The sequence below is a fragment of the Microbacterium oleivorans genome (genome assembly GCF_023715745.1).
GTDB lineage: Bacteria > Actinomycetota > Actinomycetes > Actinomycetales > Microbacteriaceae > Microbacterium > Microbacterium oleivorans_D.
On the sequence record NZ_JAMBOV010000004.1, the window covers coordinates 161,958 to 176,969 of the forward strand.

Sequence of the window (15,012 nt, forward strand, 5' to 3'; positions counted from 1 at the left end):
GGGTCTCCGGTCCGGTCAGGGGAGGATGCGGCCGAGGTCGGCTGCCAGGGCGACGGCACGCGGGTCGGCGCCACCCGGCCAGGGCCCGCGGGCGATGGTCCACGCGAAGGCGACGCCGGTGTCCGGGTCGACGCACGCAAGCGCTCCCGCCGCACCGTCGTGGCCGAACGAGCGCGGACCGCCGAAGGCGAGCTGCTGCGACGGCTTCTGGAAGACGATCGCATGGGCACGGTCGTGCTGGTGCAGCACCTCGTCGTAGCCGCGGATCTGCTGCTGCCCGATCTGCGACACGGTGCCGGCGCTCAGGAACGGCTCGGTTCCGTCGACGCCGGTGACCGCCGAGGCGAAGAGCCGGGCGAGGCCGCGTGCGCTGCCGGTGCCGCTGCCGCCCGGGTGACCGTAGCGCCAGCTCCGGGGCGAGTTGCCCAGGTCGACGTCACCGCTCAGGGAGCCGAACACGAGCGGGCCGAGCGCCGAGTACTCGCGGCTCAGGGTGTCCGACACCGGGCGGATCATCGGGAGGACGTCCGCGCGCCGGTCCTCCAGCTCCGCGGGCAGGCCGAGGTGGAAGTCGATGCCGTGCGGCGCGCGGATCTCCTGCTCGTAGAACTCGTGAAGGGTCCGGCCGGTGACGCGGTACACGAGTTCATCGCCGAGGTTGCCGATCGTGATGGCGTGATAACCGAAGGCGCTCCCCGGGTGCCAGAACGGCGTCGAGTCCGCCAGACGCGCCGCTGCCGCGTGATGGTCGAGCAGCTCGTCCCACGTGAGATTCGTGTCGGCCTGCGGCAGGCCGGCCTGGTGCGAGAGCAGTTGGCGGACGGTGACGCCGCCCTTGCCCTTCGCGGCGAACTCCGGCCAGTACGTCGACACGCGCTCGTCGAGGTCCAGCTCGCCACGCTCGACGAGCAGACCCACCGACAGCCCGATCGTGTTCTTCGTCACCGAGTACGGCACCATGACCGAGTCGCGCCCGAGGTGTGGGCCGCCCCACGCGTCGAGGACGAGGTCACCCCGGTGATACGCCGCGACCTGGAACGACAGGTCGGGGTCCGCCTGCAACCAGCCGTCGAGACGGTCGGCGACTCCCGCGAGCCGGTCGTCGACCGTGCCCTCGAGCAGGCTCAACGGCTCGCCTCCCACTCGAGCTCGAGCGGCAGGTCCACGACCGACGCTCCCGCACGCAGCGTGAACGCGCCGGGTTCGACGACCCAGCCGTCCGCCCAGTGCGCGAAGCGGCGTGATGGCAGCGAGACGGATGCTGTCGCGGTGGCCCCGGCATCCGCTCGGACGACGGCGTGACCGACGAGCCACCGCACCGGACGCTCGACGGACGAGTCGGCGCGCTCGGCGTAGACCTGCACGACCTGCTTGCCGGCGCGCGCGCCGGTGTTGCGGACGGTCACTTCGAGGGTGTCGCCCTGACGGGTGGCGGACTCCCAGTCCCAGGTCGTGTAGCCGAGGCCGTGTCCGAACGCGTACGCCGGCTCGGCGCCCGAGCGCAGCCAGGCGCGGTAGCCGATGTGGATGCCCTCGGTGTAGCGGAGAACGCCCTCGTCGGGCGTGACCTGCGTCACGGGGACGTCGGCGAGCGATGCGGGCCACGTGGTGGGGAGGCGGCCGCCGGGCTCGGCGGCGCCGGTGAGGATGTCGGCGACGGCGTGCCCGAACTCCTGACCGCCGAAGTAGCCCTGCAGGATCGCGGCGACGTCGTCCGCCCAGGGGAGGACGACGGGGGAGCCTGCGTTCACGACGACGACCACCGGGGTGCCGGTCGCGGCGACGGCCCGGACGAGGTCGTCCTGGCGTCCCGGCAGGTCGAGGTCGGTGCGGTCGTATCCCTCGGACTCGACCTTCGCGTTGGTGCCGACGACGACCACGGCGATGTCGGCGGCGGTCGCCGCCTCGACGGCGCGCGCGATGAGCTCGGCGGGGTCGGTGCGCTCGGGCGCGATCCCGACGGTGGCCGACATCGCGCCGGACAGCGCACCCATGTCGGCGCGGTCGAACTCGACCCGCACGTCGATCGGGGTCCCCTCCTGCACCGCGACAGTGGCGGTGACAGAGGGCGGGTTGAGGAAGGCGGCGCCGAGGTCCGTGCCCTCGATCACGGGGGAGTCGTCCAGCAGCAGGTCGCCGTTCACCAGCAGGCGACCGGGGTTCGCGCCGGCGAATCCGAGCTCGACGTCGCCGGTGGACTCCGGGGCGTACCGGGTCTCGAACACGACCGTGCGGCTCGCGGCGATCGGAGCGTCGCCGCCGAACCAGACGAGGGCGCTCGAGCGGCGGTCCTCGGTGAAGAGGACCTCGCCGTCCTCACCGAGGAAGGTGACTCGCAGCCCCGGTTCGCCCGTGGCCGGGTTCGTCATGCGCGCGAGGTCCAGCTCGGCGACGCCCTCCTGGACGACGGCGCCGATCTCGTAGGCGACCCCGGCCCCCGGAAGCGCTTCGCGGATGCCGTCGAGCGGCGATACGGTGCGCTCGGGAAGGACGGTGGCCGAGCCGCCGCCCTGCGTCCGCGCGTCACGCGCGTTCTGGCCGATCACCGCGACACGTCGGAGGGAGCCGGCATCCAGCGGCAGCACACCCTCGTTGCGCAGGAGGACGGATCCCTCGACGGCGGCCTCGCGGACGAAGGCGACACCGTCGACCGGCGCCGGCTCCACCGCGTCGTGGCCGGCGAGTGCGCCGACACGCTCGGCGAGCAGCAGCATCCGCAGCACCTTGCGATCGAGATCGGCCTCGTCGAGCCGGCCGTCGCGCACGGCGTCGGCGAGGTCCGCCCATGCCGGAGCGGGCCCCGGCATGGCGAGGTCCTGCGCGGCGGGGACGGCGTCGAGCGAGCGCACGGCTGTCCAGTCGCTGACGACGACGCCGTCGAAGCCCCATTCGCTGTTTAGTGGCGTCTCGAGGAGGTCGTTCTCGGTCATCGTGACGCCGTCGACGGAGTTGTAGGAGCTCATGATGCTCCACGTGCCCGCCGCGACGGTGCGCTCGAAGGGCGCCAGGTAGAGCTCGCGCAGCGTGCGCTCGTCGACCTGGACGTCCATGGTGAAGCGATCGGTCTCGGAGTCATTCGCGACGTAGTGCTTGGGGGTGGCGGCCACACCGTTGTCCTGCAGGCCGCGCACGTAGGCGGCGCCCAGGCCGGCGGACAGCTCGGGGTCCTCCGAGAAGCACTCGAAGTGGCGGCCGCCGAGGGGGGACCGGTGCAGATTGATGGTCGGGCCGAGGACGACGTCGACACCCTTGCGGCGGGCCTCCGCGGCGGCAGCGGCGCCGTACCGGTGCGCGAGGTCGACGTCCCAGGATGCCGCGAGTGCCGACCCCGAGGGCATGTTGAGCGACGGATCCCGCTCGTCCCAGCGGGGGCCGCGAACACCGGCGGGACCGTCCGAGAGGGTCATCGCGCGCAGGCCGATCTCGGGCAGCGGCACCGTCGTCCAGAAGTCCGCGCCCTGGACGAGGGCCGCCTTCTGCTCGAGCGTCAGCTTCTCGAGGAGGGGGCGGAGGTGGTCGGTGGACGCGGTCGACGTCGTCGTGTCAGTCACGGTGCTTCCTTGCAATCGAAGAGGAGGTGGGGGATGCCGGCGCGCGAGCGTCTGCGCGCCGGCATCCGATCAAGCGGCTCCGGCGACGGACGAGCCGGCTTCCGACGCGAGGAACGCCTTGCGTGCGGCGCGGCGCTCCTCCTGCTTGTCAGGGTCGGGCACGGGTGCTGCCATGAACAGCCGCTGCGTGTAGGGATGCTCCGGCTCGGAAGTCACCCGGTCCCCGTCGCCGTACTCGACGATCTCGCCGCGGTACATGACCGCGACGCGATGGCTCACGTGGCGGACGACGGCGAGGTCGTGGGTCACGAAGAGGTAGGCCACACCGGTGCGCTCCTGGATCTCGATGAAGAGGTCCAGCACCCTCGCCTGCGTCGACAGGTCGAGTGCCGAGACCGGCTCGTCGCACACGATGAGCCGCGGCTCCAGGGCGAGCGCCCGTGCGATGGCGACCCGCTGGCGCTGGCCGCCCGAGAACTCGCGGGGGAGCCGGCTCCGGGCATCCGTCGGCAGGCCCACCTGGTCGAGCAGGTCGCGCACCCGGGTGCGGGCGGTGGTCTTCGCCACCCCCGCCGCGGTCAGCGGCTCGGTCAGGATCTCCTCGATCGTCATCGACGGGTTGAGGGACGAGTACGGGTCCTGGAACACCACCTGGATCTCGGAGGTCAGCGACCGGCGCTGCCGCCGTGACAGGTGCGAGATGTCCCGCCCGGCGTACGTGATCGTCCCGCCGGTGACGGGCGCGAGCCCCAGGGCGGCGCGGCCGAGGGTCGTCTTGCCGGACCCGGACTCGCCGACGAGGCCGACGGTCTCGCCGGGCAGGATGTCGAGCGAGACCCCCTTCAGGGCGCGGAACGGTTCGGCGCGGAATCCCTTGCCGGGGTACTCGACGACGAGGTCCTTCACCTCGAGCAGCGGAGCGGTCATGCCCGTGCTCCCTTCGTGGCCAGCGGCGCACGGGCGGGACCCTCGTCGAGGATCGCGTCCAGGAGCGCCTGGGTGTACGGGTGGCGGGCGTGGTGGAAGATGCTGCGCACCGGACCCTGCTCGACGAACAGGCCGTTCTGCATGACCGTGACGCGGTCGCAGAGGTCGGCGACGACGCCGAAGTTGTGCGTCACGAGCAGCATGGCCATGTTGCGCTCGGCCTGCAGGTCGCGCAGCAGGTCGAGGACTTCGGCCTGCACGGTCACGTCGAGGGCGGTCGTCGGCTCGTCGGCGACGATCAGGTCGGGGTCGGTCGACACGGCGCCGGCGATCAGCACACGCTGCGCCATGCCGCCCGAGACCTCGAAGGGGTACGCGTCGAACGTGCGCTTGGGCTGCGGGATGCCGACCCGGGCGAGCAGGTCCAGCGAGCGCTCCGTGGCGTCCTTCTTGGAGAGTCCGAGATGCTTGCGCAGCGGTTCGACGAGCTGGCTGCCGATCGTGAACGACGGGTCGAGGTTGCTCATCGGCTCCTGCGGGATGTAGCCGATGCGCTTGCCGCGGATGCCCGCGTACGTGCGCTCGGACGCATCCGCCAGCTCGGTGCCTTCGTAGAGGATCGAGCCGCCCGTGACGTGCCCGCCGCGGGGGAGGAGGCCGAGGACTGCGAAGGCGGTCTGGGTCTTGCCCGAGCCGGACTCGCCGATGAGGCCGTGCACCTCGCCCTTGCGGATGTCGAGCGAGACACCGTGGACGACCTCGATGTGCGATCCGTCGGGCTGGTCGTAGCCGACCCGCAGATCGCGGACCTCGAGCACCTTCTCGGTGGCCTTGCTGCGGGCGTCCTCGGCGTGGCGGATGACGCCCTCGTTCTCGATGACGGGCAGTTCGTCGGGGTCCTCGATGGGCTCGCCGCCGCTGAGCGAGACGGACGTCGTGACCGCGGCGATCGAGCCGGTCGCTGTCGAGACGGCGCGGCGGCGCTTGCGGCGGACCGAGACGGTGCGCTCGAGTTCGTCACGCATGACATTGGCGAGCAGTGTGAGGGCGATGCAGGTGAGGGCGATCGCCAGTGAAGGCCAGATGAGCAGCAGCGGCGTCCGGGCGATGTTCTTGAAGCCGTCGTTGAGCATCGACCCCCAGGTGGGGACCTTGACGTCGCCGAGGCCCAGGAACTCGAGCCCGGACTGGATCGCGAGGGCGATGCCGGCGATGATCGCCGCCTGGATGATGATCGGTGCCCTCACGACCGAGAGGACGTGCCGTCCGATGATGCGGGTGTCGCTGAGTCCCGACACCCGCGCTGCATCGACGTACAGTTCGCCGCGCACCGCTGTCACGGCGGCGTAGACCAGTCGGAAGAAGGAAGGGGCGAGCAGGAGGCCGAAGATGAACATCGAGATCCAGACCGACGGGCCGAGGACGGCCCTCGCGGCGAGCAGGATCACGATGCCGGGAAGAGCCATGTTGAGCTCGGTGACCCACGTCGCGACGGCGTTGAACCACCCCTGGTAGTAGCCGGCGATGAGGCCGCTGATCACGCCGATGACGATGGCCACGACCACCGCGAGCAGGGCGGCGAGGACGCTCGTCTGTGTGGCGGCGAGCAGGCGCGACCACACGTCACGACCGCTGCTGTCGGTGCCGAGCAGGTTCTCGCCACCCGGGGCGGCGAGGACGTTCCGGATGTCGGCGTAGTTCGGGTCGAGCGGTGCGATCGCCGTGCCGATGACGGCGATGACGGCGATGAGCAGGAGGAAGAGGGCGGCACCGACCCCGACCGGGCGCTTGAGCAGGCGTCGCGCGAGATGCATGCGCACCGGCGCGGCGTTCGACGGGGCGAGGGGCAGGGCGGGGTTGGCGGGGGAGCCCATCGTGTCGGTCATGAGAGCCTCACCTTCGGGTTCAGAGCGGCCTGGGCGAGGTCGATCAGGAGATTGACGATGACGACGAGGATGGCGAACGCGATCACGAGTCCCATCACCACCGGGATGTCGCCCAGGACGGTCGAGCGGACGCTCAGCTGACCCATCCCGGGGATGGAGAAGATCTGCTCGACGACGACGGCGCCGCCGAGGAGACCGACGAACTGCAGGGCGAGGACGGCGAGCGCCGGCCCGCCCGCGTTTCGCAGCACGTGTTTGTAGATGACGGAACCCTCGCTGAGGCCCCGGGCGCGGAGGGTCCGGACGTAGTCGCGCGACGTCGCATCGATCACGGATCCGCGCACCTGCACGGCGACCGAGGCGATGGCGCCGATCGAGAGCGCGATGATCGGCAGCGTCACCGAGGCGAGCCACCCGCTGAAGGATGTCGCGATCGGGACGTATCCCGTCGCCTTGAACCAGTGGAGGTTCACGGCGAAGACGAGCACGAGGATCAGAGCGATGAGGAAGCCGGGCACGGCGAAGCCGATGAGCGAGAGGATCTGGACCGTCCCGTCGATGGCGCCGCCGCGTCGGGCGGCGAGGACGCCGAGGACGATGGCGATGACCGCTGAGATGAGCGTCGCGCCGATCACAAGAGAGAGCGTCACCGCGAGGCGGTTCGTGACGCTGACGCTGACCAGTTCGCCGGTGAACCAGCTGCGACCGAGATTCCCCGAGATCGCTGAGGTCAGCCAGTCGGTGTACTGGGTGAGCAGGGGCCGGTTGAGACCGAGCTCCTCGGTCTTCTTGGCGACCGTCTCGGCTGTCGCGTTCTCGCCGAGGATGCGACGGGCGATGTCGCCGCCGCCGGCGTAGAGGAGCAGGAACGCGACGGCGGAGATGACCGCGACGAGGACGACGCCGGACACGACGCGTCTGACGATGAATGACAGCATGATGACCTTCCCAGGGATGGTCGGCAGGTGGCGACGCGGACGCCGCCACCTGCCGGATCGATCAGTTCTTCGGCGAGAAGTCGAAGATCGACGGGTAGGCGTTGGTCGGCCAGAACTCGAGGTTCGTGTTCGCGTCCGTCGCGAACGTGCCCTGCACCCGGAAGAACGGGGCGAACCAGGCCTGGTCGACGATGTACTTGTTCAGATCCTTGACGGCGGCGGTCGCCTCGTCCTCGGTCCCGTTCTGGATCGTCGAGATGTAGCCGTCGACGGTGTCGTCCTGGTACTTGAACGGGTTGAACGTGGCGTTCGGCGCGATCATGAAGTTGATGAGCTGCCAGTCGGGGTTCTGCTCCAGCGCCATCCACGTCGCCGGGTACTTCGGCGCGAGCATGTCGGTGATGAAGTTGCCCGTTCCGGGGTCGGTGTAGTTCACCGTGATCCCGATGTCGGCGAGCTGCTGGGCGACGAGGTCGAACGTGGTCTGGAAGGCCGGCGTCGACATCATGTTCAGCGTGAACCCGTTCGGGTAGCCCGCCTCGGAGAGCAGCGCCTTGGCGGCATCCGGGTCGTACGGGTACGTGCTGTCGAGGGTCTCGTCGTAGGCCTCGCTCGTCGCCGGGAAGACCTGTTCGGTCACGGTGCCGTAGCCGCTCTGCAGCGACTGCAGCAGAGCTTCGCGGTCGAAGGCCATGTTGATCGCCTGGCGCACCTTGACGTCGGCGAGCTCGGGCGCCATCGTGCCGGCACGGTCGAGCAGGAGCAGACCCTGGAAGTCGAGCTCGTTCGACTCGATCGTCCAGCCGGCGCCCTCGACCTCGGCGATGGTGTTGTTGTCGGCGATCTTCGCGCCGTTCGCCTCGCCCGCCTTGATGGCGTTGAGGGTCGCGGTGACGTCCTCCATCACGTTGATGGTGAGGTTCTCGTACTTGACGGCGTCCTTGTTCCAGTAGTCGGGGTTCGCCGTGTAGTTGTACGTGGTGCCGGTGACGCTCGACGCGCTGTCGAGGATGTACGGGCCCGAGCCGACCGGAGTGGTCGCGGAGTTCTCGTCGTCGAAGCTCGAGGGAGCCTGGACGAGGCCGGGAGCGATCGAGAGGAGGTTCTCGAGCGACGGGTCGGGCGCGTCCTGAGTGATGGTGACGGTGGTCGCGTCGACGGCGGCGAACTCCTTGCCGGCGAGCGTGGCCGCCTGCGGCGAGGTGCCGTCGCGGAAGCGCTCGAGGCTGCCGACGACCGCCTCCGCGTCGACGGCGGTGCCGTCGGTGAATGTGGCGTCGTCGCGCAGCGTGAGGGTCAGGACGGTCTTGTCCTCGTTGTACTCCCACTCCGTGGCGAGGTTGGGCTGGATCTCGCCCGACGAGTCCTTGCGCAGCAGCGTGTCGAAGACCGCCTCGAAGAACTCGCTGCGGTTTCCCCACTCGGCGCCGGCGCCGATGTCGTAGCTCGTCGGAGCGGCGATGGAGATGAGGGTCAGGCGGTCAGCCTTCCCACCCTCCCCGCTGGAGTTCGTCGTCTCCCCGCCACCGGCGCATCCGGTCAGTGCGAGTGCTGCGACGACGGCGACGGCTGCTGTGGCCTTCCATCGGAACATCTTTGTCCTCATTTCGGGTGGCGATACCCCTGCGGATCGCTCTGCCGACGGACGCTAGCAGCAAATCCGAGTGAGGACTAGGTTTTCAAAACAAAAATCTAGTCATCGCTAGGTTTTCGTTATCGAACCGTGCAGACTGGGCCGCGACGGCCACCGATGGGGGCGGCCGGAGAGAATGACGGTGATGACGAACACGGACACCACGGCGACGGCACCGGGACGCCGTCGCGGCACCTACGCCAAGACCGAGGCGACACGTCAGGCGATCCTGGACGCGGCGCTCGAGGTGTTCTCGGGCTCCGGCTACCGGGCCGGGTCGCTGCGCGAGATCGCGCTGCGCGTGGGCATGAGCGAAGCGGGTCTGCTCCACCACTTCCGCAACAAGAGCGCGCTGCTCGAGGCGGTGCTGGAGGAGCGCGACGAACGCGCTCGGGCCGTCGTGCCCACGAACTCGGAGAATGGCGCCGCGGTGCTGCGCGGGCTCGTGGAGCTGGCTTCCATCAACACCTCGATCCCCGGCGTGGTGGAGCTGTTCGCCACGCTGTCCGCCGAGGCGACGGCGCCCGATCATCCGGCGCACGCGTACTTCGTCCGTCGCTACGACTTCACGCGATCGACGATCGAACGGGCACTCACCGGGCTCGAGGCGGAGGGCAGACTGCGTCACGGAATGACTCCCCACCGCGGTGCGGTGACCATCATCGCCCTCATGGACGGACTGCAGGTGCAGTGGTTGCTGGACCGGTCGGTCGTCGACATGGCCGAGGAGCTCCGCGCCCTTCTGAGGACCTTCGCCGACATCGACTGGGACGTCGACGTCCCAGCGGAGGTCGCCGTCGACGAGACCGCGTCGTGACCCGCACACTTCTCCACGACGGCTGGACCGCCGGTCCCAAACTCGGCCCGTTCGAGTCGCCCGCCGACGGTCGCGGACCCGTGCCGGTCGTCCTGCCGCATGACGCGCTGCGCGATCTGCCCCGCTCGGCCGACGAGGTGCAGGGCGTCCACTCCGGATACACCCCTGGTGGGGCGTTCGAGTACGCGCGCGAGCTGGAGGTTCCCGAGGCCTGGCGGGAGAAGACCGTCCGGCTCGAGTTCGAAGGCGTCTACCGCGACGCGGTCGTGTTTCTGAACGGCGAGGTGATCACCCACGAGGCGAAGGGCTACGCCGGATTCACCGCCGAGCTCGACCCGTACCTCCGCTTCGGCGAGACGAACCGGCTCACGGTCGAAGCCCGTGCGCACCGCGACAGTCGCTGGTACAGCGGCGCCGGGATCTACCGTCCCGTCCACCTCGTCGTCGCCGATCCGGTCCACATCCCGACCCACGGCGTGGTCGTCACGACGCCCGACGTCGACGACGAGCGTGCCGTCGTCGAGGTCGCGGTCACCGTCCGCAACGCTGCGCGGCACACGCGCGAGACGCGCGTGGACTGGACGATCACCGCTCACGACGGATCCACGGTCGCGACCGGGACCTCTCCTGCGACGGTGCTGGCGCAGACGGATGCCGTGGCCCGCGCGCGTCTGTTCGTGACCTCGCCGCAACGCTGGCACCCCGATCACCCCCATCTGTACACGGTGCGGACGACCGTGACGGATGCCGCCGGTGCGGTGCTCGATGAGGAGTCGACGACCTTCGGCATCCGGACCCTGCAGGTGGACCCGGCGCGCGGTCTGCGCATCAACGGGCAGCCGGTGAAGCTGCGCGGCGCGTGCGTGCATCACGACAACGGCGTGCTCGGTGCGGCGACCTCCGACGACGCCGAGGATCGACGGGTCCGCCTGCTGAGGGAGGCCGGGTTCAACGCGCTGCGCAGTGCGCACAACCCGATGAGCCGCGCGATGCTCGACGCGTGCGACCGGTACGGCGTGCTCGTCATGGACGAGCTGGCCGACGCGTGGACACGGGCGAAGGCGCCCTTCGACGCCACGATCACGTTCCCGGAGCGGTGGGAGCGCGACATCCGCTCGCTGGTCGAGAAGGACCGCAACCACCCGAGCGTGATCATGTACTCCATCGGGAATGAGATCCTCGAGCTCGGCACCCCGATCGGGTCGACGTGGAGTCGCCGGCTCGCCGAGGCCGTGCGCGCCGCGGATCCGACGCGGTTCGTCACGAACGGGATCAACGGGATCATCGCCAACCTGCCGCGCATGGCCGAGGCCCGAGAGCAGGTCGAGGACGCCAACACGATGATGGCGAACATGGGCGACCAGATGGGGCTCATGAACGCCTCGCCGCTCGTGAGCGCCTCCATCGAGGAGTCGGCCGCGGTGCTCGACGTCGTCGGGTTCAACTACGCCGACTCCCGGTACCGGCAGGATGCCGTCGACCACCCGAACCGCGTCATCGTCGGCTCCGAGACCTTCCCGGCGCGCATCGATGTGATGTGGGGGCTCGTCGAGGAGCTGCCGCATGTGATCGGTGACTTCACCTGGACGGGCTGGGACTACCTCGGCGAGGCCGGCATCGGCCGCGTCGACTACACCGACGAGCCCGGCTACGTCGACACCGGCACCGCCGGCCCCTATCCGTACCGGCTCGCCGAATCGGGCGACCTGGACATCACTGGGTACCGGCGGACGATCTCGTACTACCGCGAGATCGTGTTCGGACGGCGAACCGTCCCGTACATCGCCGTCCATCGCCCGCAGCACCATGGCCGGCCGACCGGGACGACGCCGTGGTCGTGGACCGACACCGTGTCCACATGGAGCTGGGATGCCGCACCCGGTGCGCCCGTGACCGTCGACGTCTACGCGGCTGCCGACGAGGTCGAACTGCTCCTCGACGGCGAGAGCCTCGGGACCGGGCCGGTGGGCGCCGAGAAGGCGTTCGTCGCGCGCTTCGAGACCGCGTTCCGCACCGGCGAGCTCGTCGCCGTCGCGCGGCGCGACGGCCACGAGACCGGTCGCCACGTCCTGCGCACGGCCGGCACCCCTCGCCTGCAGGCGCACGCCGAACGCGACGGGGTCGCGGTCGGCGGGCTCGCGTTCGTCGCGATCACCCTCGCGGACGACGACGGCATCGCCGTCGCCGACCGCGACGTGCGTGTCGAGGTCTCTGTCTCGGGTCCGGGGGCACTGGCTGGTCTGGGCTCGGGCCGCGCCCGCACGGAGGAGACTTTCGGCGACGACGCCTACACGACCTACGACGGCAGACTGCTCGCCGTCGTCCGTGTCGACGGTCCCGGCGAGATCGTCGTCACCGCGTCCGCGGCGGGGTACGCCGAGGCGAACGCGACCGTCGTCGGCGGCTGAGCCGGCCCCCGGCATCCCGGTCCCTCACGGGTCGCCACCTGTCGCTCGAGCGCGTGAGCCGCGGCACATCCCGTTCCCGGAGCCGCCTCAGCTGCGCCGCGTCTCGCCCTCGGGCAGCCGGATCGGCGTCGTCGCCGCGACCTCGTCGCTGAACTCCTCGGGCGCCACCACGCTGATCGGGCGGGTCTCGTCGATCGTCATCGCGAAGCGGCGCGTCTCGTGGCGGTGCAGGCGTCCCGAGAACAGCAGCCACCCGCCGCCGACGCAGAACGCGATGAGGGCCGCCGCGGCGCCGAGCAGGATCGCGGCGCGCGGACCGAACGCGTCGGCCACCCAGCCGACGATCGGCGCGCCGAAGGGCGTGCCGCCCATGAGGATCGCCATGTACAGCGCGAGCACGCGTCCCCGCAGGGCCGGCTCGGTCGTCGTCTGCACGTAGCCGTTTGCGGTCGTGAGGGTCGTGACGGTCGAGAAGCCGATGAGCATCAGGGTCGCGGCGTAGGCGATGTAGACCGGCATCGCGGCCGAGAGCACGGAGGCGATCGCGAACAGCCCTAGTCCGAGGATCACGAGCCGCAGCCGGGCGCGGTCGCGGCGGGCTGCGAGCAGGGCGCCCGCGAGCGACCCGATCGCGAGGATCGAGCTCAGCACACCGTAGCCGTCTGCGTTCTGGCCGAATTCGAGCGCCATGGTCGAGGCGAGGATGGGGAAGTTCATCCCGAACGCGCCGAGGAGGAACACCATGATGAAGGTGACGACGAGGTCGGGGCGGCTGCCCACGTAGCGCAGCCCGTCGGCCATCCGCGCGGCGCTGCGCAGCTTCGGCCGCGGCACCAGTTCGGCGGGCCGGATGAGGATGAGCGCGACCAGCATCGCCAGGAACGTCAGTGCGTTGACGAGGAACACCCATCCCGTCCCGACGGCGACGATCACGAGGCCGGCGACGGCGGGGCCGATCATGCGGGCCGTGTTGAAGGAAGCCGCGTTCAGTGCGACCGCGTTCGAGGCGTTCTCGCGCGCGACGAGGTCGGAGACGAACGCCTGCCGGGTCGGGTTGTCGAAGGCGGCGACGACACCGAGCGCGAACGCGAAGGCGTACATCGTCCACAGATCCATGGCGCCGAGCAGCAGCAGCACGCCGATCGTGAGCCCGAGGACCATGAGCGAGCCCTGGGTGAAGAAGAGCAGCTTGCGCCGGTCGAATCGGTCGGCCACGAGCCCGGTCACGCCGACGAGCAGCAGGGGAGGCGCGAACTGCAGCGCCATCGTCACGCCCATCGCGGTGGCGTCGTTGTCGGTCAGCTGTGTCAGGACGACCCAGCTGAGGGCGGTTGCCTGCATCCACGCGCCGACGTTCGAGACGAGTGCGCCGATGAACCACACGCGGTAGTTGAAGACGGAGAAGGAGCGGAACATCGCGGAACTCATCGCTCGGCCACCTCCTGCATGATCGCGGCGGCCTCGGCGAGGGTCGCGCGCTGGGTGGCGGTGAGAGCTTCGAAGGCGTGCTCGAGCCAGGAATCGCGTCGGCGGACCGTCTCCAGGACGACCTCGCGCCCGCTCTCGGTCAGGTCGATGACCACCTTGCGCCGATCGTTCTCGTCGGGGGTGCGGCTCAGGTAGCCGAGCTCTTCCAGGCAGTTGACCGTGCGGTTCATCGAGGGGGCGGAGACCCGCTCCCTCTCCGCGAGTTCGCCGAGCGTGTGCGGGCCGTGCACCTTCAGCGCCGCGAGCACCGCGAACTGGCCGTCGCTCATCGTGTCGACGGCCCGCTGCGACCGCAGGCGCCGCGCGAGCCGGAAGGTGACCATCCGGAAGTCGGATGCCGCGTGAGCGAGGTCCTGGGGCTGGTCACCGGTCGCGTCGCTCATGTTTCTTTAGCATAGCTCATTAGTCTGGCTAACGGCTCGGAGCGTTATGCCTGTGCGGCTCTAGGATTCGAGCCATGCCCGAGTTCATCGATGCACACGGCATCGCGATCGTCTACGACGTGCACACCGCCGAGGGGACCCCCCGCGGCGTCGTCCAGCTTCTCCATGGGGTCGGCGAGCACGCCGGACGCTACGGCGACCTCATCTCCGCTCTCACTGCCGACGGCTTCACGGTCTACGCCGACGACCACCGCGGACACGGCCGTACCGGCATGCGGCAGCACGGTGGCGACGCGACCCGCCTCGGCCGACTCGGCCCCGGCGGACTGCGCGCCGCGATCGCGGCCTGCCGGCAGTTCACCGAGCTGATCCGCGGGCGCCATCCCGATCTGCCGCTGGTCCTCCTCGGCCACTCCTGGGGGTCGTTCCTCGCGCAGAAGCTCGTGAACGCCGACCCGCGCGCCTACGACGCCGTGGTGCTCTCCGGGTCGTCGCTGCTCTGGCCGGGCGCCCTCAACGCCGCGCCGCTGAACAAGCGGTGGGCAGGGGCCGACGCGACGGGCGTCGAGTGGCTCTCGACGGATGCCGCGGTCGGCCGCGCCTTCCTCGACGACCCGCTGACGACCGTGACTCCGCTGCCTACGCTGTTCGGGCCTGCCGACACGGTGCGGCTGATCGGCAAGCCGAAGCGCGACCTCGGCGTGGACGTCCCCGTCCTCCTGATGGTCGGGCGGGACGATCCGGTCGGCGGCCCGCGCAGTGTCCACCGACTCGCCGACGCCTACCGCACCCGGTCGGGACTGACGGATGTGACGACCCTCGTCTACCCCGACGCGCGCCACGAGATCTTCAACGAGCACTGCGCAGCCGAGGTGCGCGCCGATCTGCTCGCGTGGCTCGATGCGCGCATCGCACGGCGCGACGCGGCATCCGTCCCCGGTGACGCGACCACGCCCGCTGCGGACACGGGAGAATAGGCGC

The 15,012-nt window shown here is 70.2% G+C and carries 11 protein-coding genes; 3 read left to right on the forward strand and 8 right to left on the reverse strand.

Features of this window, described 5'->3' with window-relative positions; all coding sequences use genetic code 11:
- Positions 1–15 precede the first annotated feature (15 nt).
- From M3190_RS11585 to M3190_RS11610, 6 genes are all read right to left on the reverse strand, one after another.
- Positions 16–1,128, reverse strand: coding sequence for a serine hydrolase domain-containing protein (locus M3190_RS11585; RefSeq protein WP_251581706.1), 1,113 nt, complete (start codon positions 1,126–1,128; stop codon positions 16–18).
- Positions 1,125–3,551 (reverse strand): beta-glucosidase, encoded by a 2,427-nt coding sequence (locus M3190_RS11590; RefSeq protein WP_251581707.1) that lies wholly within the window; start codon positions 3,549–3,551, stop codon positions 1,125–1,127. The genes M3190_RS11585 and M3190_RS11590 overlap by 4 nt, the downstream gene beginning before the upstream one ends.
- 69 nt (positions 3,552–3,620) lie before the next feature.
- Positions 3,621–4,478, reverse strand: a complete 858-nt coding sequence (locus M3190_RS11595; protein ID WP_251581708.1) for an ATP-binding cassette domain-containing protein — start codon at positions 4,476–4,478, stop codon at positions 3,621–3,623.
- The gene (locus M3190_RS11600; protein ID WP_251581709.1) at positions 4,475–6,364 is read right to left on the reverse strand and encodes a dipeptide/oligopeptide/nickel ABC transporter permease/ATP-binding protein; all 1,890 of its coding nucleotides are present in this window, start codon (positions 6,362–6,364) and stop codon (positions 4,475–4,477) included. The genes M3190_RS11595 and M3190_RS11600 overlap by 4 nt, the downstream gene beginning before the upstream one ends.
- Positions 6,361–7,302 carry an ABC transporter permease gene (locus tag M3190_RS11605; RefSeq protein WP_251581710.1) on the reverse strand — a complete coding sequence of 314 codons (942 nt, stop codon included), beginning with the start codon at positions 7,300–7,302 and terminating at the stop codon, positions 6,361–6,363. Before M3190_RS11605 ends, M3190_RS11600 begins: the two co-directional genes overlap by 4 nt.
- A 61-nt stretch (positions 7,303–7,363) precedes the next feature.
- Positions 7,364–8,896: an ABC transporter substrate-binding protein gene (locus M3190_RS11610; RefSeq protein ID WP_251581711.1), complete on the reverse strand. Its 1,533-nt coding sequence runs from the start codon at positions 8,894–8,896 to the stop codon at positions 7,364–7,366.
- Positions 8,897–9,080: 184 nt separating this feature from the next.
- On the opposite strand from M3190_RS11610, the gene M3190_RS11615 reads away from it, so the two are divergent.
- The gene (locus M3190_RS11615; protein ID WP_251581712.1) at positions 9,081–9,752 is read left to right on the forward strand and encodes a TetR/AcrR family transcriptional regulator; all 672 of its coding nucleotides are present in this window, start codon (positions 9,081–9,083) and stop codon (positions 9,750–9,752) included.
- A complete protein-coding gene (locus tag M3190_RS11620; protein ID WP_251581713.1) occupies positions 9,749–12,160 on the forward strand; it encodes a glycoside hydrolase family 2 TIM barrel-domain containing protein in 2,412 nt (803 codons plus the stop codon). Before M3190_RS11615 ends, M3190_RS11620 begins: the two co-directional genes overlap by 4 nt.
- An 87-nt stretch (positions 12,161–12,247) precedes the next feature.
- Here M3190_RS11620 and M3190_RS11625 read toward each other — a convergent pair whose 3' ends face one another.
- Positions 12,248–13,576 (reverse strand): MFS transporter, encoded by a 1,329-nt coding sequence (locus M3190_RS11625; protein ID WP_251581714.1) that lies wholly within the window; start codon positions 13,574–13,576, stop codon positions 12,248–12,250.
- A gap of 8 nt (positions 13,577–13,584) precedes the next feature.
- Positions 13,585–14,031, reverse strand: a complete 447-nt coding sequence (locus tag M3190_RS11630) for a MarR family winged helix-turn-helix transcriptional regulator (RefSeq protein WP_251581715.1) — start codon at positions 14,029–14,031, stop codon at positions 13,585–13,587.
- A 74-nt stretch (positions 14,032–14,105) separates the two neighbouring features.
- Between M3190_RS11630 and M3190_RS11635 the strand changes: the two genes are divergently transcribed.
- Entirely contained in the window at positions 14,106–15,008 is a 903-nt protein-coding gene (locus M3190_RS11635; RefSeq protein WP_251581717.1) for an alpha/beta fold hydrolase, read from the forward strand.
- Positions 15,009–15,012: the final 4 nt, after the last annotated feature.